22 protein-coding genes are annotated in these 23,222 nt (G+C 41.8%); 7 read left to right on the top strand and 15 right to left on the bottom strand.

Features of this window, described 5'->3' with window-relative positions:
• Positions 1 to 63 precede the first annotated feature (63 nt).
• The 4 genes from BV372_RS09585 (at position 64) to xylB (ending at position 6,071) form a co-directional block, all read left to right on the top strand.
• Positions 64 to 2,262, top strand: a complete 2,199-nt coding sequence (locus BV372_RS09585; protein ID WP_086686194.1) for an EAL domain-containing protein — start codon at positions 64 to 66, stop codon at positions 2,260 to 2,262.
• A 128-nt stretch (positions 2,263 to 2,390) separates the two neighbouring features.
• The gene (locus BV372_RS09590) at positions 2,391 to 2,813 is read left to right on the top strand and encodes a hypothetical protein (protein ID WP_086686196.1); all 423 of its coding nucleotides are present in this window, start codon (positions 2,391 to 2,393) and stop codon (positions 2,811 to 2,813) included.
• Positions 2,814 to 2,990: 177 nt separating this feature from the next.
• Positions 2,991 to 4,301 (top strand): OmpP1/FadL family transporter, encoded by a 1,311-nt coding sequence (locus tag BV372_RS09595; RefSeq protein WP_086686198.1) that lies wholly within the window; start codon positions 2,991 to 2,993, stop codon positions 4,299 to 4,301.
• Positions 4,302 to 4,604: 303 nt separating this feature from the next.
• Complete coding sequence (gene xylB, locus BV372_RS09600) at positions 4,605 to 6,071, top strand: xylulokinase (protein ID WP_086686200.1); 1,467 nt, start codon at positions 4,605 to 4,607, stop codon at positions 6,069 to 6,071.
• A gap of 18 nt (positions 6,072 to 6,089) precedes the next feature.
• On the opposite strand, the gene BV372_RS09605 is transcribed toward xylB, so the two are convergent.
• From BV372_RS09605 to BV372_RS09615, 3 genes are all read right to left on the bottom strand, one after another.
• Positions 6,090 to 6,299 carry a type II toxin-antitoxin system HicA family toxin gene (locus BV372_RS09605; protein WP_086686202.1) on the bottom strand — a complete coding sequence of 70 codons (210 nt, stop codon included), beginning with the start codon at positions 6,297 to 6,299 and terminating at the stop codon, positions 6,090 to 6,092.
• A complete protein-coding gene (locus BV372_RS09610) occupies positions 6,296 to 6,499 on the bottom strand; it encodes a type II toxin-antitoxin system HicB family antitoxin (RefSeq protein ID WP_086686204.1) in 204 nt (67 codons plus the stop codon). Before BV372_RS09610 ends, BV372_RS09605 begins: the two co-directional genes overlap by 4 nt.
• 72 nt (positions 6,500 to 6,571) lie before the next feature.
• On the bottom strand, positions 6,572 to 7,234 hold the full coding sequence (locus BV372_RS09615; RefSeq protein WP_086686206.1) for a hypothetical protein: 663 nt from the start codon (positions 7,232 to 7,234) through the stop codon (positions 6,572 to 6,574).
• A 361-nt stretch (positions 7,235 to 7,595) separates the two neighbouring features.
• Here BV372_RS09615 and rsgA point away from each other — a divergent pair, with 361 nt between their 5' ends.
• Positions 7,596 to 8,657: a ribosome small subunit-dependent GTPase A gene (gene rsgA, locus BV372_RS09620; RefSeq protein ID WP_086686208.1), complete on the top strand. Its 1,062-nt coding sequence runs from the start codon at positions 7,596 to 7,598 to the stop codon at positions 8,655 to 8,657.
• Between the two features lie 544 nt (positions 8,658 to 9,201).
• On the opposite strand, the gene BV372_RS38340 is transcribed toward rsgA, so the two are convergent.
• The 4 genes from BV372_RS38340 to BV372_RS09640 form a co-directional block, all read right to left on the bottom strand.
• Positions 9,202 to 10,851, bottom strand: coding sequence for a GUN4 domain-containing protein (locus BV372_RS38340; protein WP_373270753.1), 1,650 nt, complete (start codon positions 10,849 to 10,851; stop codon positions 9,202 to 9,204).
• 8 nt (positions 10,852 to 10,859) lie between these two features.
• Positions 10,860 to 11,243 carry a hypothetical protein gene (locus tag BV372_RS09630; protein ID WP_256973140.1) on the bottom strand — a complete coding sequence of 128 codons (384 nt, stop codon included), beginning with the start codon at positions 11,241 to 11,243 and terminating at the stop codon, positions 10,860 to 10,862.
• 336 nt (positions 11,244 to 11,579) lie between these two features.
• Positions 11,580 to 12,437 (bottom strand): metal ABC transporter permease, encoded by an 858-nt coding sequence (locus tag BV372_RS09635; protein ID WP_086686212.1) that lies wholly within the window; start codon positions 12,435 to 12,437, stop codon positions 11,580 to 11,582.
• Between the two features lie 95 nt (positions 12,438 to 12,532).
• Positions 12,533 to 13,273 (bottom strand): metal ABC transporter ATP-binding protein, encoded by a 741-nt coding sequence (locus BV372_RS09640; protein ID WP_373270754.1) that lies wholly within the window; start codon positions 13,271 to 13,273, stop codon positions 12,533 to 12,535.
• Between the two features lie 177 nt (positions 13,274 to 13,450).
• On the opposite strand from BV372_RS09640, the gene BV372_RS09645 reads away from it, so the two are divergent.
• Both BV372_RS09645 and BV372_RS09650 read left to right on the top strand, forming a co-directional pair.
• On the top strand, positions 13,451 to 14,467 hold the full coding sequence (locus BV372_RS09645) for a metal ABC transporter substrate-binding protein (protein WP_086686216.1): 1,017 nt from the start codon (positions 13,451 to 13,453) through the stop codon (positions 14,465 to 14,467).
• Positions 14,468 to 14,893: 426 nt separating this feature from the next.
• Entirely contained in the window at positions 14,894 to 15,223 is a 330-nt protein-coding gene (locus BV372_RS09650; protein WP_086686219.1) for a hypothetical protein, read from the top strand.
• 121 nt (positions 15,224 to 15,344) lie between these two features.
• Here BV372_RS09650 and BV372_RS09655 read toward each other — a convergent pair whose 3' ends face one another.
• From BV372_RS09655 to BV372_RS09680, 8 genes are all read right to left on the bottom strand, one after another.
• Complete coding sequence (locus BV372_RS09655; protein WP_086686221.1) at positions 15,345 to 15,881, bottom strand: dihydrofolate reductase family protein; 537 nt, start codon at positions 15,879 to 15,881, stop codon at positions 15,345 to 15,347.
• Positions 15,882 to 16,228: 347 nt separating this feature from the next.
• On the bottom strand, positions 16,229 to 16,375 hold the full coding sequence (locus BV372_RS36130; RefSeq protein WP_179198032.1) for a hypothetical protein: 147 nt from the start codon (positions 16,373 to 16,375) through the stop codon (positions 16,229 to 16,231).
• A 246-nt stretch (positions 16,376 to 16,621) separates the two neighbouring features.
• The gene (locus tag BV372_RS36135; RefSeq protein WP_179198033.1) at positions 16,622 to 16,798 is read right to left on the bottom strand and encodes a hypothetical protein; all 177 of its coding nucleotides are present in this window, start codon (positions 16,796 to 16,798) and stop codon (positions 16,622 to 16,624) included.
• 97 nt (positions 16,799 to 16,895) lie between these two features.
• On the bottom strand, positions 16,896 to 17,858 hold the full coding sequence (locus BV372_RS09660; RefSeq protein ID WP_086686224.1) for a fatty acid desaturase family protein: 963 nt from the start codon (positions 17,856 to 17,858) through the stop codon (positions 16,896 to 16,898).
• 346 nt (positions 17,859 to 18,204) lie between these two features.
• Positions 18,205 to 18,681, bottom strand: coding sequence for a hypothetical protein (locus tag BV372_RS09665; protein WP_086686225.1), 477 nt, complete (start codon positions 18,679 to 18,681; stop codon positions 18,205 to 18,207).
• A 1,002-nt stretch (positions 18,682 to 19,683) separates the two neighbouring features.
• Entirely contained in the window at positions 19,684 to 21,153 is a 1,470-nt protein-coding gene (gene dacB, locus BV372_RS09670; RefSeq protein WP_086686227.1) for a D-alanyl-D-alanine carboxypeptidase/D-alanyl-D-alanine-endopeptidase, read from the bottom strand.
• 418 nt (positions 21,154 to 21,571) lie between these two features.
• Positions 21,572 to 21,973: a TIGR02588 family protein gene (locus tag BV372_RS09675; RefSeq protein WP_086686229.1), complete on the bottom strand. Its 402-nt coding sequence runs from the start codon at positions 21,971 to 21,973 to the stop codon at positions 21,572 to 21,574.
• On the bottom strand, positions 21,970 to 22,857 hold the full coding sequence (locus BV372_RS09680; protein ID WP_086686230.1) for a TIGR02587 family membrane protein: 888 nt from the start codon (positions 22,855 to 22,857) through the stop codon (positions 21,970 to 21,972). The genes BV372_RS09675 and BV372_RS09680 overlap by 4 nt, the downstream gene beginning before the upstream one ends.
• Positions 22,858 to 23,222: the final 365 nt, after the last annotated feature.

The following is a 23,222-nucleotide window of genomic DNA, read 5'->3' on the forward strand; positions in this document are numbered from 1 at the left end:
CATTTTTTACAAGAATTGTAGTGGGAATACTAAAGTAAATTGGGTTGAGTAAGGTAGTTATTTATGAGTCAAAAATCTCCTATCTCCAAGACTTGTGCTTGTCGCAAAGTTGCACGCTGCCGGACTGGGGAAGCAGGCAGACTCTTTCTTTGGTTTCCTGTTCCCCATACTCTAAAGAAAGTAACTTCCTATCTACAACAGTTCGCTCTTGCGTATGAATTAATGCACGAGCGACCAGGTTTGAGTTTGGATTGTGGACCCGGACAAGCCCAAGAAATTGCCCGTAACCTAGCCCAAATACTTGCACCAAGAGAACTAAAAGAAACACAAGTCCTTTTTATTCGCGGCGCTATCCAACCTCAACTCCAAGATTTTAGTGATATCGCTTCATTGCAACGCTTCATTAAATACAACCAGTCCGACTGGCTGGTTGATATGCTGGCAACGGAACGATTTACTAGTTACTTCCAACCCATAGTCTCAATTAAAGATACATCCCAAATTTATGGATATGAATCACTGTTGCGGGGACTGGATGAACAAGGCAATTTATTGCCTCCAGGACCTATTTTAGAATTAGCCACCGAAGCCGGACTTCTGCCACAACTCGACCGCGTTGCGCGCCTGAGTACGATCACTCAATTCAAACACCATCAAGTCAAAGGGCACATCTTCATCAATTTTTCACCAACGGCGCTTTATGACCCCGTTTCTTGCCTGCGGAGTACAGTAGAAGCCATCGATCAAGCAGGCATTTCCCATGAGCGAGTTGTCTTTGAAGTTGTGGAGTCAGACAATCCTCAAGATTTAGCCCACCTCAAAGCTGTACTCCAATATTACCGGGATGCGGGGTTTTTAGTCGCCCTTGATGACCTTGGTTCTGGTTATTCTGGGCTGAACTTACTACATCAGTTACGTCCAGACTTTATTAAGTTGGACATGGAGTTAATTCGAGATGTGCATCAAGACCTGTACAAAGCCTCGATTACCGAGAAACTTTTAGAAATTGCTCAAAAGTTAAATATCCAAACCGTCGCGGAAGGAATTGAATGCATAGAGGAACTGAACTGGCTGCGAGAACGCAATGCAACTTTTGCTCAAGGCTATTTGATTGCCAAACCCAGTGCAGTACCTGCCACTGCTATTCCTAACTTTGATACAAGCACAGTAACTGTAGCATTGGCAAATTGCCAAGAGCTTGAGCAGCAGGTTCAACACCAAAGCGAGTCCGAGCGAATCGTCGCTACTGTGACGCAACATATCCGGCAATCTTTGGAGTTAGACGAAATTTTGCAAACCACAGCGGACGAAGTGCGGCAACTGTTTCAGGTAGACCGAGTGGTCATCTATCAGTTTCAACCAGACTGGAGTGGAGTAGTTGCTGTCGAATCCTTAGCGGAAGGGTGTATGTCTATTCTGGGATTTCAGGTGATGGACACGTGCTTTAAATCTAGCCATGCAGCTTATTACCGCCAAGGCAATACTAGAGGAATCGCAGACATTGAAACTGAAGGACTATCGCCTTGTCATGTTGAACTATTACGGAGATTGCAAATCCGGGCAAATCTGATCGTGCCCATCTTGCAGCAAGAACGTTTGTGGGGACTATTGATCGCTCACCAATGCAGTAACACTCGACAATGGCAACAATCAGAGATTAACTTGTTTAACCAGCTAGCAAGTCAAGCTGCGATCGCTATTCAACAATCGGAACTTTACCACCAATTACAACAAGCAAACCAGGAGCTACAGCGTCTTGCGGCTTCGGATGGTCTGACTCAAGTTGCAAATCGGCGCTGCTTTGATGACACACTCAAGGTAGAGTGGCAACGGTTAGCACGAGAGCAAGCCTGCCTCTCTTTGATTTTGTGTGATGTCGATTGCTTTAAACTTTACAACGATACTCATGGACATCTAGCAGGAGATGATGCACTCAGACAGGTGGCTAAGACAATTTCTCAGACAGTGAAACGCCCTGCTGACTTAGTTGCTCGCTATGGTGGTGAAGAGTTTGCAGTTATTTTGCCGAATACTGATGCCAAAGGAGCCATTGCAGTTGCCAAAGAAATCCAGACTAATATTAGTGCATTACAACTGCCTCATCCCAATTCTCTAGCCAGTAAATTCATTACCCTTAGTCTGGGAGTAGCAACTATCATTCCTCATAGTCAATCATCTGCGGCTAGCTTAATTGCTGCTGCCGATCAAGGACTCTACCAGGCAAAAGCCCAAGGGAGAAATTGTGTTGTACAGATGGACTAAACAACCATAGGGCAGATGAAACAGAACTGCGATCGCCGCTACAAATAAAAACTGTTTAACAACTCAGCCCTAACTCAGGCAATCAAACGTCGTCGGCAGATGATTCTTGGATTGGTACTCTCGGTGCTATGCTCGATGCTTGCACACTGCTACTCACCACCGTTGAAAACGAGCATTGTGGTCGAGCCTATTTGATGCACCGAATGGGCTGTCGGATTTTGCTCGATCTGCATCGCTTATTTCAACTTCCCCCCGCAGACATACTAGAAGTCGATCGCGAACAATTTGAGCAGTCACGGGTTAGCTTAGCGCAGATGGGTTTTGTGCTAGAGGATGCGGAATCAGCGTGGCTGGGGTTTGTAGAGATGCATTCGGCTTACAGCAGCTTACTCAATACCTTAGTTCAATACTTTGCTACGACACCGCCGAGTTGGTTTCATCATGCTGTTCCTGCACCGCATCCACTGGTTCGGCGACTCGATCAAAAAACTGTCTCGCGATCGCCATCCTCTAAAATTTCTCGTAGCAAATCGCGACGACCATTTTCTTGATATCCTACACAAGATTGAGCCAAGCTAACACAGCAGTAGTTACACGCAACAAGTTGTAAAAAAACAACTGCAAATTTATCATATTGCTAAATAATCAATCTAATCAGCGATCGCTTTGCTTTGAAAGCGCAAAAGCGATCGCCAATTTAAAACTGTTTAAATTCTAAAAACATCAATATGAAACAATTACAGGTGAACTTGTTGCTAGTGCCAATCTTTGTGGTACTTACAGCCAACTCTGCATTAGCGGGTGGATTTGCCCTCAATGAACAGAGTGTCAAGGCTCTAGGAAATGGCTTTGCTGGTAGTGCAGCTAGCGCTGAGGATGCTAGTACGATTTTTTATAATCCTGCTGGGTTAACTCGCTTAGAAGACAATTCTGTAGTTGGAGCTACCTTTGTGATTTTCCCAACAGTCGAGTTTCAAAACCAAGGTTCTCGCGTGGTAACAGGTGCGCCATTAACGGGTGGTAATGGTGGGGAAGCTGGTGTCGATGTTGTGATCCCAAACATTTATGCTGCTTGGAGTGTCTCCGATCGCGTCAAGCTAGGCCTGGGAATTAACGTTCCTTTTGGACTAATTACTAAATATGACAATAACTGGGTTGGGCGTTACCAGGCAGTTGAATCTAAACTCAGCACCTATAATATTAATCCCACTATTGCCGCTAAGGTAAGTGATAACTTTTCTGTAGGCGCAGGTCTGAATATCCAGTATGCTGAAGCTACACTCTCGAATGCGATCGACTTTGGTTTAGTTGGGCGGAGTGTTGGTTTACCTACCTTACCTCAACAGGCAGACGGCTTTGTGAAAGTCACTGGTTCCGACTGGAGTGTCGGCTATAACTTGGGGGTAATGTATGAACCAAGCAAAAGCACGCGCATTGGTTTAAGTTACCGTTCTCCCATTACTCAAGACATTCGGGGGAATGCAGATTTTACCGTCCCAGAAAATCTGAGAATCCTCACAGCTAGGGGACAGTTCACAGATACAGGTGCTAAGGCTGTGTTGAACCTACCTGATACATTATCACTTGCTGTTTACCAAGAACTTAGCCCCAGTGTATCAGTGGTTGGCGATGTTACCTGGACACACTGGAGCCGCTTCCGAGAATTGCGCGTTCAGTTTGCCAATCCTGCTCAAGCAGATAGCGTACAACCAGAGAATTGGAACGATACTTACCGCGTGGGTGTGGGAGTAAACTACGCACTCAATGACAAATTAACCCTGCGAACTGGTGTTACTTACGATCCTAGCCCGATTAGCGATCAATATAATACTCCGCGACTGCCTGGCGGCGATCGCACTTTGATTGGATTTGGTGCTACTTACAAACCTTCCAAATCCTTCAATGTAGACATTGGTTATAGCCATGTGTTTTCTGACGATAGCTCGATTAACCAATCAAGCACCACAGCAGGTACACTCACAGGAAAATTTTCCAGCGAAGTGGATATTATTGGTTTGCAAGTAAACTGGCAGTTTTAGATGAAGAGTTCTGAGTAGCGAGAAATGATTTAAAATCTACGTAGGGGAGCCACTGCGTTGGTAAGGCAGTCCGATCTTGCGGGTTTCCCGCAGAAGGAACTGCCGAAAGGGTTCCCCGGCTTGAAGCAAGTGGCGTTGGGCATTGCCCACCATATCCGGGTTTTGGCGGATAATGCTCACCCTACATTGAGTAAGTCATTTTTTCCAACATCAAACCAGATTCTCATGATTACACCTCAGTAGGGGCACAACAATGTTGTGCCCTTGGTAATTTAAAGATATATTCCATGCAAAGCAAATGACATGACTGATGTCGTAGTTGGCTTAGATTTGGGTACAGGAGGAGTAAGAGCGATCGCAGTTGACCTGCAAGGGCAAATTATCGCTCAGACTACGAGAAGCTATCCCCTGTTAACTCCACACCCCGGTTGGACGGAACAGAATTCAGCGGATTGGGTGGAAGCAAGTTTAGATGCTCTATCTGATGTTGCGCAACAGCTAGATGGACACCAAGCCATCGCCCTTGGTTTATCTGGGCAAATGCATGGTATGGTTCCTCTAGATACCGAGGGGAAAGCCATTAGACCAGCAATTCTGTGGAATGACCAACGCACAGGTAAAGCTGTTGCTGCAATTGAAGCCGCCATTCCCCGCCAAGAATTGATTCAGCGCACGGGAAATCCTGCTATTACTGGATTTCAACTGCCGAAGCTTGTATGGTTGCGAACTGAAGAACCGGATGCTTATGCTCAGTTGTGGCAGATTCTTTTACCAAAAGATTATTTGGGATATGTGCTAACTGGTGAATCAGTTACAGAACCGTCTGATGCGTCTGGTATTGGGTGTTTGAACTTGGCAACTCGCCAATGGGATACGGATATTCTTGATGCTCTCAATATTAATCCCGCTTTCTTTCCCCCAGTAGTTGAGTCTACCGCAATCGCCGGACGGTTAAAATCAGAAATTGCCACCCGCGTGGGGCTACCAGCCGGATTACCTGTGATTGCAGGCGGAGGCGATAATGCAGCCGCAGCCATTGGTTTGGGTATCTCATCAAGCAACCTTAACCGGGGTAGTTTGAGTATTGGTACATCGGGAGTTATCTTTGCACCATGCGATCGCCCAATTCCCGATCCCCAAGGACGAGTGCATTTATTTTGCCATGTCGATGGAGGCTATCATCTGTTGGGAGTGACGCTAGCAGCAGGTGGATCTCTGCGTTGGTATCGAGATACATTTGCACCGCAGATATCCTACACCGAATTGATGGATATGGCAGAGCGATCGCTTCCCGGTGCGCGTGGTGTTCTATTTTTACCTCACCTTGCAGGCGAACGCAGTCCCCACCTCGATCCAGATACTCGCGGTGCTTTCGTTAATCTGTCATTAGCTCACACGCAAGCAGATATATCTCGTGCTGTACTGGAAGGCGTTGCATTTAGCTTGCGGGAAGCGTTGGAGGTAATTAGTGGAATTGCTCCCGTGCATCAACTTTTAGCAACAGGCGGAGGCGCACGATCTAAAATTTGGTTAGGAATTTTGGCAGATATTTTGCAAACAGAATTGATTGCACCCAAAGCCGAAGAAGGAGCCGCTTACGGTGCAGCTATTCTAGCAATGGTGGGGGTTGGTGCTTACCCCAGTTTAGAAGCTGCATTCAAAATCCTGCCACAGGATAGCAAGGTGGTACAGCCGCAAGTAAATCCTTTGTACGAAGCAGGGTTTGAGCGATATAAGTTATTGTATGAAGCCCTGAAAGGGGTTCTTTGAGGAAACTGGATATCAAAATTAGAGTAAATCTTCCTCTGTTAGTTGGGCTATATTCATTAAAGCTCTCAAGGTTCCGACTTTTAAATCTTGATTTCGATGAACAGGAATTGACAGAATTTGTTCTACTTCGGGGTTTTCATAAATATAATGACTCCCAGTAATTCTTCGCAAAACCCAACCTTTTTGTTCGACAATCTTGCACAGTCGCTTGCCAGAAATAGATTTCATACAGCAATTTCGACAACCCGATCTGTAGACTTAATTGCATGACGACTGTTAGCAACATCAAGCCAACCTTCAATAGCGTCCTTTAAATTAGCCGTCACCTCCTCTATTGTTTCTCCTTCAGTAATACAGCCGGGAAGCGCAGGAACCTCTGCCCAATAGCCGCCTTCTTCTGCTGGATGGATGATTGCTTTGATTTTCATACATCTATCGAGTTAGTTATTGAGACTATGCTAACAACCATAATCGTTTGCTCTCAACAGGGGTTGCTTAAATCAATTTTGATTGCCAAGTTTGTTCTGTAAAATCGATTTGACCTCCTCAATAGTTCGCGTTTTACCACTTAAATGAATTACAGCATGACAATTTGCACAAACGGGGCGAAGATCCGCAATGGGATCAACCTCATATTCCTGCCGAATTTCTGAGAGTGCTTTGAGATGATGAACGTGAATATATCCTTCGGCAACTGCTCCATACTTTTCTCCAAAGTTGAAATTGCAAATGCAGCAACTTAGACCATGATGTTCAACGCAGCGTCTGCGTGCTTCAAGATTGCGCTCATAGGAATTTATCATTACTTGACAGGTTGCTCCTTCCAATAAATGTGTTTCGCCCGACACTTCTTCCGATAACCGATAACTCGATACAAGATTTATCCGTTGTTGCGCAACTTGTAACTCTTCACGAGTAAAGAGGGTTGACCAAGGTTCACGAAGCACCAACGCCTCAACTGACAAATCTAATCGATTATTCTCGGCTAGTCGCTGTAATCCGCTGGTCGATTGACTTTTTGGTTTCAACCAATCTTTTGCAGCTTGCAAACCGCCAGATTGCCTCACCTTTTGCAAATAGCGTTTTGCCCAGTAACCGATCTGACGTCCCGCATTATGATAAATACCGAGCATCTCTTGATTGAACTGCGCTTCTAAATCCATGCCTATAAGCTCCAAACTTTGCAAGCTTATTATGCCCGCAAATCAATTCCCAACTACGCCCTTACGGGCATTACCTTTACTAACTAAGCCATCACAGTATTTGATGCCAGTTTTGCCGAAATGAGATAATGTAGTGATGTAGATTATTCTTGTAGTACATCAGAGAGGAAGAATCATGACTGAATTGCTAGCCGTCCGGGTTCCCTTCAAAAAAACCAACACAAGGCGCAGAGATTTTCGTTCAGTCCTCCATTTACAGGAATGATACTCGAATTTACAGACACTAGAGAAACTCATCTACAAAAGTGTCCGCCTCTGTGCGCCTTGTTCATAACAAGCAACACACATCGAGGAAACATCAATGAATTTGGATTTTTTAGGCTGGAGTGACTTTTTTACTCACAGTTTTGCACCCTATCGCCAACAAGGTTTTAGCGTTGGTAGGATTGCTATTGAATACAGAAATACTTACATCGTTTATAGCGAACAGGGCGAACTAACAGCAGAAGTTACAGGTAAACTGCGACATCAAGCTACTCAATCGCAAGACTTTCCCGCTGTTGGAGACTGGGTGATCGTTCAGGCGCGAGAGTCAGAAGGACGCGCTACCATTCACGGAATTTTGCCGAGAAAAAGCAAATTTTCCCGAAAAACCGTTGGTAGTAAAACCGAAGAACAAATTGTTGCAGCTAACATTGACACCGTGTTCTTGGTTTGTGGACTTGATGGCGATTTTAATCCCAGAAGAATTGAACGCTATCTGATTCTGGCTTGGGAAAGTGGTGCAAATCCAGTCATCGTTTTAAATAAAGCCGACCTGTGCAACTCTTTAGAAGAGAGTGTCTCAGAAGTTGAAGCCGTTGCCCTGGGAGTACCAATTTTAGTATTGAGTGCTACCAATAATCAAGGGCTGGATGCCTTGACATCATACCTCCAACCAGGACAAACAGTTGCCTTGTTAGGGTCTTCTGGTGTGGGTAAATCAACCATCACCAACCAACTCAAAGGTGCATCAGTGCAAGCTGTGCAACCAGTGCGTCGAGGTGATGACCGAGGTAGACACACAACTACAAATCGAGAATTGATATTACTGCCAACAGGTAGCTTAATTATCGATACCCCAGGAATGCGAGAAATTCAACTTTGGGCAGGTGATGAAAGTTTGCAAGGAACCTTTGCAGACATTGAAACCTTAGCCGCAGAATGTCGTTTTCGTAATTGCCAACACAACAACGAACCCGGTTGTGCAGTGCAACAAGCATTACTTGAGGGAGAACTTGATTTTTCAAGATTTCTCAGCTACCAAAAATTGCAAAAAGAACTTAACTATCTTGTCCGCAAACAAGACAAACGGGAGGAATTAGCCCAGAAAGAACGCTGGAAGAAAATTCATAAAGCTATGCGAAATCATCACAAGGGTTGATGACTTCAGGATAAATAATTGATTTTCTATGGGGCGGGAATATCACCCGTCCTTTTAAAGACTATGTGTGTCCAGGCAAACTAATAATAATGATTTCGATAGATATAACATCCAAAGCGATTATCTAAAAATTACCTTATGCTAAACCACACCTCACCGGATTTAGCCTGAAGCGTCACTGCCCGATCGTAGTTCGGCCCAAACAGCGATCGCAGCTAATTTCAATTTTAGATTTTCGCGATCGCTCAATCTGGGTGAATCTTGCCATTGTCTAAGGAGTTAATGTCATCTCATTAAGGCTTAATGTTCAAACTGTAAGGCTTAATGTTGTAACGTTAATGATCAAAGTTTGTTGGTGAATGCAACCATCGCTGTATATGCCAAGCTTTTTTTAGGCGATGCCTACACATTTTGTCAGAGATAGAGCGATCGCAGTTTACAAGATTTTTTGCATATTTGAACCACATCTGTCGTAGGGGCACGGCACCAGTAAAATTTATTGTATAAACCGAAATATTATTGATGCCGTGCCCCTACCATGTACTTAAATCTTACACCTTACAAATCTCGATGCGAGAGAAGAGATACGTAAGGTGTCCTGACTATCCCCACCCGTGAGACAACTGAACGGAAGGTGTCCCCTTGGGACAGAGGTATTAAAAGTGACTTGAGCGTAATAAATCCAACTGCTTTCCACTCTCCATCCTACGCGATCGCCAAATTTATTCCAGGCTTCTTCGTAATACTTGCCGTCTGGCTTACCACCAACGCTCAAGTAAATTTCCTTTTGAACGCTGAAGCCAAAGCGTCCATTGCTATATTTTACCCATAGGCAATCAATTGTGCGGAGGTCGGTACAAGGGAAGTTTAATAATTCTTCTTCCCTAATCCAGTCATTTTCCAAACGCCCTACTGCTTGAAGCATTACTAGATAGGTTTCATAATCAGCGTCTTTCCAGTTCCCTGCTGCTAGTAAGTCGCGTAGTCTGGTATAGTCTACACCTTTCTCTGAACTGAGATCATCTTCGTTTTTAGGCGGTTCATACGTAAGATGTTTTGCTATCTCATTAGCAAAATTCCTTCCCGCTTCTTGCTCTCCTCCTAGCTTGCTATGAGGGGTTAGGGGAGGCCTAACTCGCGCCTCTATGTTCGCAATATCTTCATCTCTGAGTTGCAAAAGTTGCTGTAACCGCTTTAATTCTTCTCGTGTATTCTGACTCAGAATCCCTTCATCTTCAACCGCCTCAGCCAAGGCTTCTTCATATTCCTTGAGATTTTCCTGATACTTGCGATAAGGTTCCAAAACTTGGTTTTTAATTTGGGCTGCTAACCCATCTGACAAACCTAATGCACTCTGCCGTTGCTTGAGAATGCGACGACCTATAACCGAAACCTTACCATTCCTTATACATCGCTCTACTTCTTTACGGTACTCCAAAACTGGATCGCCTATAGGAGCTTTTGCTAACTTAATTTTAAAGCCTTCCTTAACAGCATAAATTTCTGGCTTCATTGCCGGGGCTGCTTCCTGCACCTTTTTATGGGCATATTCATGCAGTTCATCTACAGAAATCATGCCATCGTTATCAGTGTCAGCCGCGCCTTTCTCAATACCTTCTACAATGTAGCGAGTGTAAACTGATAGGTCTGCCCCTTCTTGTTCAAAAGAATACTGGGTAGAGGTGGAAGAAGTTAGCACCGCCCGTCCTTCTCCTCCCAGTTGGTTTTTAATATCTACGCTATTATCATCTTTCGCCTTCATTCCTTCGGCAAAAGCACCGCTAAAGCAACAGTCAAGAATAATTACCTGTCGCCGAGAACGGCTTTTTTCCATCATTCCATGTATCAAACTGGCAGCAGTGGCGGTAGTTTGAATGAGTTCGCCTTTCGGATGCTTACGTGTTTGGCTAGTTGCCAAATATAATCTGCCACTATCATCTTTAATCCCGTGTCCAGAGAAATACAACAGCACTAAGTCATCTTTTTGACGACCAGAAAACAGAGTTTCAATTGCTTCTTCCATTTTCTGGCGTGGGGGATTTTCCAGCACTGTAACATCAGCATCGGCAAAATCACCCATTTCTGAGTGCTGTAAGACTCGCTGCATTGCTTTCACATCTTGCACAGCCCCAGGTAAAGCATTTAACCCTGGTTGATACTCACTAATTCCAATCAGCAATGCTAGCTTTGCCATCTACTTATTTACACTTTTGTAATTTCTTGTATTGCATTCACTGCTGCTTCTAATTCTTTGCGGCTGCTGGCTTTAACCTTGACTTTCTTGCTTTCTCCGCTTTCTTTGGTTAATTCTAGTTCTATTTCAATCGGTTTGTTACCTAAGCGATCGCTAAGAAAACCCCAAACTTGCTTGACACTTTCCGATTTCACAATAGCCATTACTTGACCGACAACATAGCCTGTAATTGACTTGCTTCCCACTGGTGCGTTGAGTTCAGCTACTCGATTAACTTCTTCTACCTCATCGAGTTCTTTCATTTGAGTCAGAAGTCTTTCGGCTTCTTCGTCTTTTTCTTCTTCATCTAAGTCTTGGTCAATAAAGCTGATTGTAAGTTTAATGTCTGCCATAGTGGGTATTTGGTGATTTTGAATACCAGAATTTAAGATAATGTATTACTGAGGCTTAAGCTCAGTTTACTGTAAATAAATCAAGAGCAAGGTTGATAATTACGAGTTTTCATCAAGAATTTAGCCTGGACAAAGGCTAGCTCTGAGTTAAAAAATTTCAGTGTAGGGTGTGTTGTCGCGCAGCGCAACGCACCGCCAACAATTCAAGGTGCATTAGCCTACGGCATAACACTATTGTGACGGCGGGTTTGCGGGATAATGAGAAGTCTTAACTAATTCGTAATTCGTACAAGGTGCGTTAGCCTGCGGCATAACACACCCTACTTTTAAATAAATTTACTTTTCTACCATCTCTTTCTTCTGCTGTGGCGTAAATATCCCGTGTCGAGGACTAAATAATAATGCCAAGACAAATAACCCCGATACTACTAAAACGATCGCGGGGCCTGAGGGTAAGTTATAAAAGTAGCTGAGGTACATTCCGCTAATACTAGAAATTACGCCGATAACTGCACCCAAAATCATTACTTGGTTCAAGCGTTTAACTAATAAATAGGCGGTAGCGCCTGGGGTAATTAAAAGTGAGAGTACGAGAATCACACCTACTGCTTTCATGCTGGCGACAATTGTTAAGGCAATTAGCAGCATTAATCCAAAGTTCAGGCGATTAACTGGTAAACCTGCGGCTTGTGCGCCTAAAGGATCGAAGGTGTAAAATAAAAGTTCTTTGTATAGTAAAACTACAACTAATAAAACAACTGCCGCAATGATGGCGGTGTCTCGCACTTCGTCTATGGTAACGCCAAGAATATTGCCAAATAGAAAGTGATTCAGGTCGATTTTGTTATCTTTTTGAATGACTGTAATTAGGGTGATCCCAAGGGCAAAGAATGCAGAGAAAACTATGCCCATTGCTGCATCTTCTTTGATTGGCGATCGCGTCCTAATTACTGCGATCGCCATTGTACTGAGAACGCCTGCAATAAATGCGCCAACAAATATATTCCCTCCCACCATAAAGGCGATCGCGAGTCCTGGCAAAACTGAGTGACTAATAGCATCACCGAGTAATGCCAATCTTTGCACCATCAAGTAGCTGCCAACTACTGCACACAATAAGCCTACTAAAATCGCAATCACCAGCGATCGCTGCATAAAGCCATATTGTAATGGCTCAATCAATGCTTGTAACATCATTTGTCCTTCGTCATTTGTTGTTTGTCCTTTGTCATTTGTCCTTTGTTCTTTGTCCGATAACTAATGACTAATGACCAATGACTAATGACAATTTAAGCTGCATCAGAAAAGTAAATTACTTTACCACCATAAGCACGGTTTAAGTTTTCTTCGGTGAGTACTTGCTGCCGTGAACCTGTGGCAACTAATTCCCGGTTTAATAATATTAAATCATCAAAATGGGATATCGATTCGCCTAAGTCATGGTTAACTACTAAGACGATTTTGCCTGCGGCTGCGAGTTCTTGGAAGACTTCAAAAATTACTGTCTGAGTTTTCTGATCGATACCTACTAAAGGTTCATCAAAGCAGAAAATTTCTGCTTGCTGGGTTAAAGCACGGGCTAAAAATACTCGCTGCTGCTGCCCCCCAGAAAGTTCTCCAATGGGGCGATCGCGAAATTGGTTCATCCCCACTCTTTCTAAAGCACTGTTTGCTACTTGGCGGCTAACTGCTGAAAAGCTACGCAACCATCCTGTCTTTTTTACCCGTCCCATCATCACTACATCCCAAACGGTAGCCGGATAAGTCCAGTCTATTTGGCTGCGCTGTGGTACATAAGCAACTTTCTCTAGTTGCTGCATCAAAGGTTTACCTTGGTATAAAACATTACCACTACTTGGAGCGACTAAGCCTAACATTGCCTTCATCAAGGTACTTTTACCAGCACCGTTGGGGCCAAAAATACCTGTGAGTTTACCTGGTTCAATAAAACAGTTAACATCTCTCAAAGCTTCTTGGGTGCGGTAGTACACGCCAAGATGTGTGATGCTAATTCCTGCTGTAGATTTCATCTGGTGAGTTTGAATGACTTGTTCAGGTATTGCCCAGTTTTGTATCGGTGCTTGGGCGTTTTTCTTGTAAAAAGAGATACTCTTCATAATTTTATTTCTATATTTCATTACTTGAGCTTACTATAAAAATGAGAGAAATATGAAAAACTCTATAGTTAGAAGTAATATCTTAGATAAATGAAACTAATACTTGGGATAGAGATTAGCGGCATCTACGGCGAAGCGAAGGTCAACAGAATCAATAAGAATATTGTTTCGCAGATGTGCCTGGGAATTCTTCTGCCTTTAGCTTTAATAAGTTGCAGTCAGCCGACTGGAAGTAACAATCCCCAGGGAGGTGGTAAACCGCGTGTTGTTGCAACTAGCACGATCATTGCTGATTTGACGCAAGAGATTGGGGGAGACGAAATTAAGCTAACTGGAATTCTTAAACCAGGTACAGATCCCCACGTTTACGAACCAGTACCAGCAGACAGTCGGGTTTTAGAAGAAGCTAAATTGATTTTGTATAACGGCTACAACCTCGAACCGGGATTGATTAAGCTGATGAATGCTGCTGGTGGAAATGTGCGGAAGGTAGCAGTGGGAGAAGTTGTCAAACCTTTGGAGTTAGATAAAGGTAAAGGCGAAGTAGTACCAGATCCCCATGTTTGGGGTAGTGCAGAAAATGCGATCGCAATGGTAGGTGCAATTCGCGATGGATTAATTGAGTTACTACCCGAAGATAAAGAGAAATTTACGCAAAATGCAGCCCAACTTACCAACGAATTAAAGCAGTTGCATAGCTGGATTAATCAACAGATCCAAACTATCCCCGCAGATAAACGCAAACTTGTCACTACCCATGATGCATTTCAATATTATGGACGTGCTTATCAGATTGCGATCGCTGGTACATTAATCGGTATCAGCACCGAAGAACAACCAAGCGCCCAAACAGTACAGCGATTGGTAGAGTCAATTAAAAAAATCGGCGTTAGCTCAATTTTTGCCGAAACGACGATTAATCCGGCCTTAATCAAGACAGTAGCCCAAGAAGCAGGAGTGAAACTAGCATCAAGTCAACTCTACTCTGATTCAATTGGCGCAAAGGGTAGTCAAGGTGATACTTATATCAAAATGATGGAGGCGAATACCCGCACCATTGTCGAAGCACTGGGGGGCAAATATACACCTTTTCAACTCAATAAGTGAAGCCGGATTTTAGGTAGCAGGAGAGCGATCGCTGCAATTTAAAATCATTAAACTACTTGTAAATCCCTGAATACAGGTTTAGGCGTAAGCTTGGTTGAGATAGGAGTAGACAATAATAGTTCCAACTACTTTAAAATTAAATTGTATTGTCTACCAGATCGGGGTTTTGGTGGGCAGTGCCCACCCTACATTCACCTCCTGTATTTCAAAAATCAGGTATGAGTCCTAGAGGATATTTGAGCAAAAAATAAATATTAACTATTTCTCTAGCTAGAAGTTTTTGTTAAAAATCAGAACCAATATATAACCATAGACATCTATCTATTTATTGATAATTTCAAACTCTCTCTAGAGAAAGAATTTTTTAGGCATTTTATTTTTTAAATTGATATTAGTAAAAGTAGAGTTTAAATTCTCGCAATAGTTATGACTAACGAACCAAAAGAGCAAATTAATCAACCAGTAAGCGAAGATTGGCACTCTAAAGACGAGCCAAACGTAAAAGAAAGAAACTTAACTGCCAATCCAGGAGATAGAATTGCTGACGAATCCCAGTCAGTTGAAGATAAGGCTCAACAAGTAGCTGTAGATTCACCAGACATTACAGGTGACCACATTAAAGTCCCCACATACTTTGTTGTCGATGAACCCGATGGTGAAAAGAAAGCCCTCCACCATGTAAAAGACGCTGAAGAGATTTCTGATGTAATTCGACAAGCACGAGTTGACGAAAACGGCAATCGCATTTGGTGGTAGTTTGACAATTTTAGATTTCCTGATTTTAGAGATATTTACTCATCCCCAATCTAAAATCGGGATCGTAGCAAAACACAAACACTCCGTAGGGTGGGCATTGCCCACCTACACTATTACTAAATTAAGATGCATCTCTAGGCTTACTTTTGAAATTGTAAGTTACTTGCAATAATCCAGATTCATAAGTTCTTACATCTTTCAACTCAAGTAATGTTTCTACACTGCGATCTTTCCAAATTAGGGGTATACCATCACCTAGAATAATGGGGTGGATCGAGAGAATTAATTGATCAATCAAGCTGTGAATTAGAAAATAATGAATTATCTGTCCTCCCCCAACTAACCAGATATCACCGCCACTAGATTGACGCAGCGTGTTGATAAAGCCCTTCAAATCACCCCCAACAAATTCCACGTTGTTGTCTGTTTTACCTTGGAGAGGATTAGAGAAAACAAAACCTTTCTTACCTTTGTACGGATATTCCCCAAATCCAAGCATTTGGTGATATGTCTTACTACCTATAAGTACTGTGTCAATTTGGTCAAAAAACTCAGTGTAACCATAGTCTTGGTCTGTGAATAGCCAATCGACCTCTCCTGATATTCTGGCAATATATCCGTCAAGACTAGAGGCAATGAATAAGCGTATTTTTCGCATGATCTCTTCTGCTTGTCTGTGATTTATTTTCAGCTAATCGTGGTATTTTTAGTAGTTAGCTTGATCGAGAGTCTTGAGGTAGCTCAACCGGGTAATAACGTAGCTAACAAAAAATTATCCAACTTCCCATGCGATCGCAGAATTGAAAATTTAACCAAGAGTTGACTATATATAGCAAAACCGCTCTAAACTAACTTGAGAGCGGCTTTGAGAGATTAGTTTTATGTGGGGCTTCATAGTGGTATTGCCCCGTTTTAAGTATAAGTGGTTCTGTATGTAATGGTATACAGGATGCGTTTGGCGCATTCCGGAAGAAATTTAGAACTTATGTAAATTTGCGGGTTTTGTCAGATTTTAGCGCTCAATGACGGTCTGGTTAAGGCAGAAGGCAGAGGAACAAGCATCACTTGTTTGTCGTTAGGTGTTCCCGCTTTCTTAGCATCTGTAGGTAGTGCCCATCCCATCAAAACCCGGATATGGTGGGCATTGCCCACTCTACTTACCAATAAAACACATATTTAATAGACTTCTTGCAAAAATGCGAATTAGCAAAAAAGAAACCACAGATAAACACAGATGAACACCGATATTTATCTGTGTTTATTGGTGTTTATCTGTGGTTTGATATTCAAATACAGCAGATTTCATTTTATTGAAGTATACATCCTAAGTTTTAAAACCAGACATATAAAGCCTCTTGTGGTTCTAAATTCTGCTGTATTTTTGCAGCTAGGAGCAAATTAGCGAACTAGTCCGTAATAAGCAGTTGCTGCCACAAGTACAATTACTACTACTCCTAATAAAATGCTAACTGAAAATTCTACAGAAGTCTTTTGATTGAGTTCTTTTTTGCTTTCACTTTGCCCAGAAGTGGCAGACACAATATTTTTGGAATCTTTTGCTTTTTCAGTAGTCATGGCTGTGATGATTTATGCTTACTTATTTCTAAGTTTGCTGCAACATCCAGAAACTTCATCTTGCTTGAGGACTACGAAAAAAGTTGTAGAAAAAGATTTAACAAGGCAACTTTCCTAATTGAGCAATAATATATTGGTTGACTTTGATATAGCCGGGATCGACATGGGTAAAGTGTGAACTTAATATTGGATATGCTTGCGGCAGCGCATGGAATGGAATTGATGGATATAAATGATGTACTGCATGAAGTGGCATATTCCACATCAAAAATCGCACAGGCCAGAGTGTGAGTGTTATGCGCGTATTTGTCAGCAAGTTAGCGTCAAGAGTGCAACCTGTATGTTCCCCTAACAAAATAAAACGCAAAATTGGTTGACCGACAATCATCGGTAGCAGCCAATAAAGAAAAAACCAAGGTTGACCTACTGCAAATGAAAGCGCGATCGCACCTGCATAAACAGCTAATTGTAATCTAGTAGAACGAATAACTTCAGCTCTTGCGGTGTCTGGGATAAATGGGCAATCGTCAAGTTGGCCGAGTGCAGCGCGATAATGTCCCTGTATTTTGTCTACCCACCAAGGTAAACCGCTAAGTACTAAAAAGTACTCACCCATGTTGTGAGGTGTGAGATCGGCCAATTCTGGATCTTTACCTGGAACGCGAGTATAACGATGGTGCCATTTGTGATAACGCCGATAGAATGTGCTGTTATAAAACGAGAGTAAACCTGCAAACCAAGCAACAACATCATTCAAGCGATTGTTAACAAAAGCGGTTCTGTGCCCGGCTTCGTGCATAGGTGCAAACATACAAGCAAGACTAAAGCCATAGATTACCAATGCAGGGATTGCTACAAGCCAATTGCCAAAGTTAGTTGCCCACAAGTAACCGCTACATCCGATTATCGTTAGATGTCCTACTAGTTGAATCAGTCCTTGAACGTTAGAGCGATCGTTCAAAATGCTTAATTGTTCAACACTAAGAATTTGCTGCGGATTGTAATGCTGCTCAATTTTTTCATCCAATAATTCAGGTTGGCTAATGGTATCAATTAACATAGTTAACACTCCACATCATCTCAGTAGTTATATTCAAGTATTATTTGTTAGGGCTAGGCACAAGACAAAGGTTAACAGACGCTACAATTAAGTACTGTTATCTAGATGCCCGGTTATAATTTAAAACATCATTTGCTAACTGGGTGTAAAGAATTGTAGGAAAATATTGCTCAGTTTTTGGTTACATATCGCACAAATTGCTTAATAAAATTTACTGATAAGCAAGGGAAAGCGATCGCAACATCGCTGCGATTATAAAGCCGTATCGGAATTAGACACTCAGACTAAGTGTCTTTTAAAATCCTTCTCCCTTCTGCCTAGTTTTAACGGTAAATAGCCAACCTACCTAAACACCCAAGCGCTGCTGCATAATTAAGCGTGCATCTTCGTAATCTCGCCCTACTAAATAGGAGAAATGATAGTAAGAGGCGATAAAAAAGTCACACCCATATTTTTGATAGCGGTCAGCAACCGCAAGAAAACCGTAACGGGCAGAATGTATATCGTCAAACCAACTACTGTGATAGGTATCAAACAAAAATAACGTCAATGAAGTTTCATCTTTATTAATATTTAAGCGCAGTAAATTTAAATGGGGGTGGTGGTTCCGTCCCATCGGCAGGAGTATCTCATAGCTATTAAAATTAATCAACTCTGCCAGTTGATCTTCTTCGTAATCCGCCGTATGCGGGTTTGGTAGTAGATATTTCCAGCGCATGAAGAACTCATGTTTCGCATCAAAACCAGGGTCGATATCAATTCGCCAATATTCGCTCGTTACTAGTTCTTCAATTACCGATGCGGGTAAATCAGCTACTTTCATACCCAAAAGGCTTATAGGTCTGTACTCAAAACTTACCCTATACTTTCCATTAGTATATGTAGGGTGGGCATCGCCCACTAAAACCCTGAAATGGTGGGCACTGCCCTACGCGCTTCAGCATTAGGGTTAACGGCGTCACATTCAGGCATAAGATCGCAACGTTTAGGCTTCAAGTCGTAATGTTGAGGCTGAATATTTCAGCGATCGCCATAAATGCACAAACTTTGCTCTATTTCCATGATGGCTAACGCCAAAGTACCCTTATAGACTCCGCAGCCAGTTTAAAACATCATCGATTGACTCGCTGAGAGTTAAAAATTGTTGGAGAAGATTATTTATTGTGCGGCAGATAACACAAATGTTGCTCCTAAAAACAACAACACCCAAGCTGCGACTTACTTAGTGATTTCCTCTGCTTTTTCTTTCACACGGGGCTACACTGACTAATTACATCCTCGCAATGTAATTAACTTTCAGTTATACTACCCCCTCTTTACCACATTGAGGAAATATAAGTTATCGAGTTGGGTGTTGTTGTTAGCTGACGAGACAGATGATGTAACAGCGTTTTTACCTCTTAACTAACTGGGACTTAACCTACTTGGCTGTTGTATCTGCCAGGGAAGCTTTGTAGCTTCAATTTTTAAAATAGCACTTTTAAATGTTGATGAATTAACTTGAAACTAAACTTTACCTGTTTGAATATTGACACTCATAAACTGCAACAATTACTTTACATCTTGTTTAATTTCTAATATATAGATAAGAAAACTGCTAAAAATTATTAGCAGATTGAGCAGTTACTTAGTAATTTTTATCTCATCAAAACCGATGAACTTTTATCGGTTGCTGACAAAAATCAGAATTAGAGTAAAAGAACAGTTGCACACCGATAAACACAGATAATTATCGGTGTGCATCAGTGTTTATCTGTGATTCAATATCTAAAACATAGACTTATGCAAGCGATCTAAGCAATCAAATTCTTGGAAGGAACATAAATTAACAACGCTGTAACTGCGTTAATAAAACTACAACTTCATCAATTGCTTGCCGTAAATTGCTGGCTGGCTGTTCGCTTTGGTTCACCATAATACTAAAAACCAATGGCTCATACTTAGGCCCGTTCACATATCCAGATAGGGAAACTGCACCACTCAATGTGCCTGTTTTTGCTTGCACAATTCCCTCAGCAGGAGTGTTGCGAAAGCGATTTTTCAAAGTCCCGCTTTTTCCTGCAATCGGTAAAGATGCTCGATAAATAGCTGCGGCTGGTGTTTTCGCCATTAAGCGCAAAGTTTGTACTAAACCTTCTGGAGATACTAAGTTACGACGTGATAATCCCGAACCATCTACTAAAGCATAAGTCGCTGGATCAACTCCTAATTGAGTTAAACTCGTCTTCAAAACTTCTAACCCAATATCAGCAGTATTTTTATTCTGCACTTTCGGTTGTTTAATTGCTAATGCTCTGAGTAGCGCCTCAGCATAAAGATTATTACTATTTTGAAGAGTCTCCATTAACAATTCAGATAAAGGAGGCGAATCTATAGCTGCTATTTCTTGCTGATTAGTACCACCATTTAAGACTAATGTTTGTCCTAATATAATTTTCTCGGTTGCTAAAGCAGCACGGAAGCGGCGCAAAAAGTAATAATTAGGGTCAACTACAGGTAAGTTTACTAAATAAGGTTCAGATTTCTCTATTAGTTGCCCTTGAATTCGTAACACTGTTCCTGTTAAATCGCGGGTTACATTAATGTAGCTTGGTTGATTTTTACTAACTGTTGTAGATTGATTAATTATCCGCCATCGTCCCACCTCGTTGGCATCATTCCAGGCAATTTGTAAAGGTTTACCTACAGCTTGTGGCACAAGCTTGAAGCTAAAAACATTTTGATTCAAAATAAAACTGCCAACGGGTGCGCCATAATCTGACTGCACATCTTCCCATTGCCAAGTAGAGTTAACTATATCCCCTTGAATATAACTATCATCAGCAATTAATTGTTTAACTTGAGTAATACCTTTCTGTTGCAATTGCTGTGCTAAATTTTGCAACTGAGTATCACTTAAGCTGGGATCTCCTCTACCAACAACACGCAAAACTCCATTAGGATTCTGATAAATAGAGGTGCGAATGCGAAAATTTGCTCCTAAGTGCTGCAATGCAGCAGCTGTGGTTAGCAGTTTTGTATTAGAAGCGGGAGTAAAGTATTTGTTGGCATCTCGACTGTAAAGAGCTTGCCCAGATGATACAGGTTGCACTAATATTCCCCAGCGCACTCGACTGAATAGGGGACGATTGATGACAGCATCTATAGATGTTCCCAATTGGGCGGAGCAAATTGCTTTTGTGGTAGTGGCTGGTGCTACTGGAGTTGGTACCTGTGCTTGAGCTATTTGCTGGGCAAGACTAATATGGCTACCGAGAAACAATAACATCAAACCTACAGTAATCTTTTGAGTCATCACATAGTGTTAAAAACTACTTGATGATAATAACTTGCGGTCGTGCTTTTTGAGTTTTCAATATCTCAGTAGGGTAAAGTTACACAAACCAAGCCCCCATTAATATGCCCACAGTATCATTACATATTGTTGCGCTCTTGGAAAAATCTTAGTTCATTATTTGGAAATATAACTATTTACAGCAAATTTCAAGTTAGTGAAGTACAGATCCTAAACCTCAAACCCAAGCATAAAGACTGTTTTACTTCTGAATTCTGAATTCTAACTCCTGAATTCTGCTGTATCTGTATAAGCTACACAAAGTCGCTACACCTCTACATCTGTAGTTTGAATTTTCTCAAATTAATTTTTGCAAGAGACACTCATCTACTATCTTTCATAACGTCGAAACAAAATCTATGTTTATCTAAGCCCTAATCTAAGGCAATTTATAACTAGCAACGCGTATAGTCAACTGACCTTGGTTAGGATTATGGCTAAACACAAATGCACCTTCTTCTTTTTCACCACCAGATAAAAAGTCAATCTGTTGTTCCCCTGTTTCCGTAACGTTGTCGTCAATTTGTAACTCAGCCATTATTTGAACTGATTCAGCTGTATCTCCACCAGTATTAACGACTTCAAAGGGAACATAAAATTGTCCATCAATTTCGCGAATTGTTTGTTTTTTGGTAACAGATACGATGGGGGGTTGATTTTTGTCGTTTAGCCAAGTGTATCCTACTAAGCCAACAATCACTACGAGAATGAATGAGGCTGCACTGAATGTCACCCACTCGGCAAGCGATCGCTCTTGATGTTGGTTTTCTGTATTATTCATATTGCTAACCTACCAGCTGCACCGCCAATAGTTGCAGGTAATCCCAGCATTAAGGTGTGATCCAACCACATAGTCCAAGGATCGCTAACAGTTAACTTTTGAAAAAACCACAACATCATAGCGGCTGCTAGCAGTGACACTAAGTAAGAGATAATGGTTTCGGTTGATGGTCGTTGAAAAATTCCTTTTTGCTGTCTGCGCTTTTGCTGATCTGAAAAGCCTGCCTGAAATACTATCCCATAGGAAATTACCAAAGATGTAGCGATAATTCCTAATTGCCAAGGAGGTGAAACCGTGGCTGCTAGCATAGAAACTTCATCTGTGGGAGCAATGTTAAAAGCAATTACAGTCGCACCAATAACCGTTGCACCTAAATCGGCAAAAGTGGCGTCTAAATCACTGCGTCGTTTCTTAGTTGCACTGTTTCCTTGAGGAGCAGTTTGCCCTTGTGCATTGCTGGTGTCAGCATCTCCTAGAAATTGATTAGCTAATGCTACACCGAGTGTAAAAGGTACACTTTCAAAGATAATTTTGCCTAAGGCTTCTTTGAGAGGGGTGTCCAGTGTCAATTCTTGTAATAAAAACAGCACAAAGGCAGAGCAAGCTAGCCCAATCGCTATTGCTTCTACTGTATCTATTGCAGCTTCATAAGGTTGCTTTTTATGTCTGCCTTTGCGAAAACCTTCTGTCTGATTGAGTAAAAACACTCCAATAAACATCAAGGCGATCGCCAACATCATCAGTTGTGGTTTTGCCAATGACCCGATCCACCATACCTCCATTGTGTACAGCAACGGAATCCCAAACAGAAACCCTCCACATGCACCTCGGATAATGTCATTAATTTCACTTTTCCATAGATTTTTTTTGTGTTCTTTTTGCACTCCTTTACTGTCCTTATATTTAAAATTTATTGTTACCGAGAATTTAAAATAACTAATTTCGTTCTAATTTATAATTGAGATTATGCTTTCTTAAAACTTATTAATATATAATTTAAATATCCTCTATGATATCAATCAGATTGTAGCATCTATCTTAAGTAGATAAATATGATATCTTATGATAGCTCCTAAATATTAAAGTATGCAGTAGATTTTTGCAGTGAGCAATTAATCTTACCAATTAAGATTGAGACTAAAAAACATAAGAGTATTGAAAAAAGAGTAGAAGCTACAGCAAAAAATATTGGTTCTTCAGTACCTAGTATGCTAAATTTACGTGAGAAAATCTCAAAAAGCTTGGTATA

Origin of the sequence: Nostoc sp. T09 (assembly GCF_002154695.1) — a bacterium.
In the GTDB taxonomy this organism is placed as follows: domain Bacteria; phylum Cyanobacteriota; class Cyanobacteriia; order Cyanobacteriales; family Nostocaceae; genus Aulosira.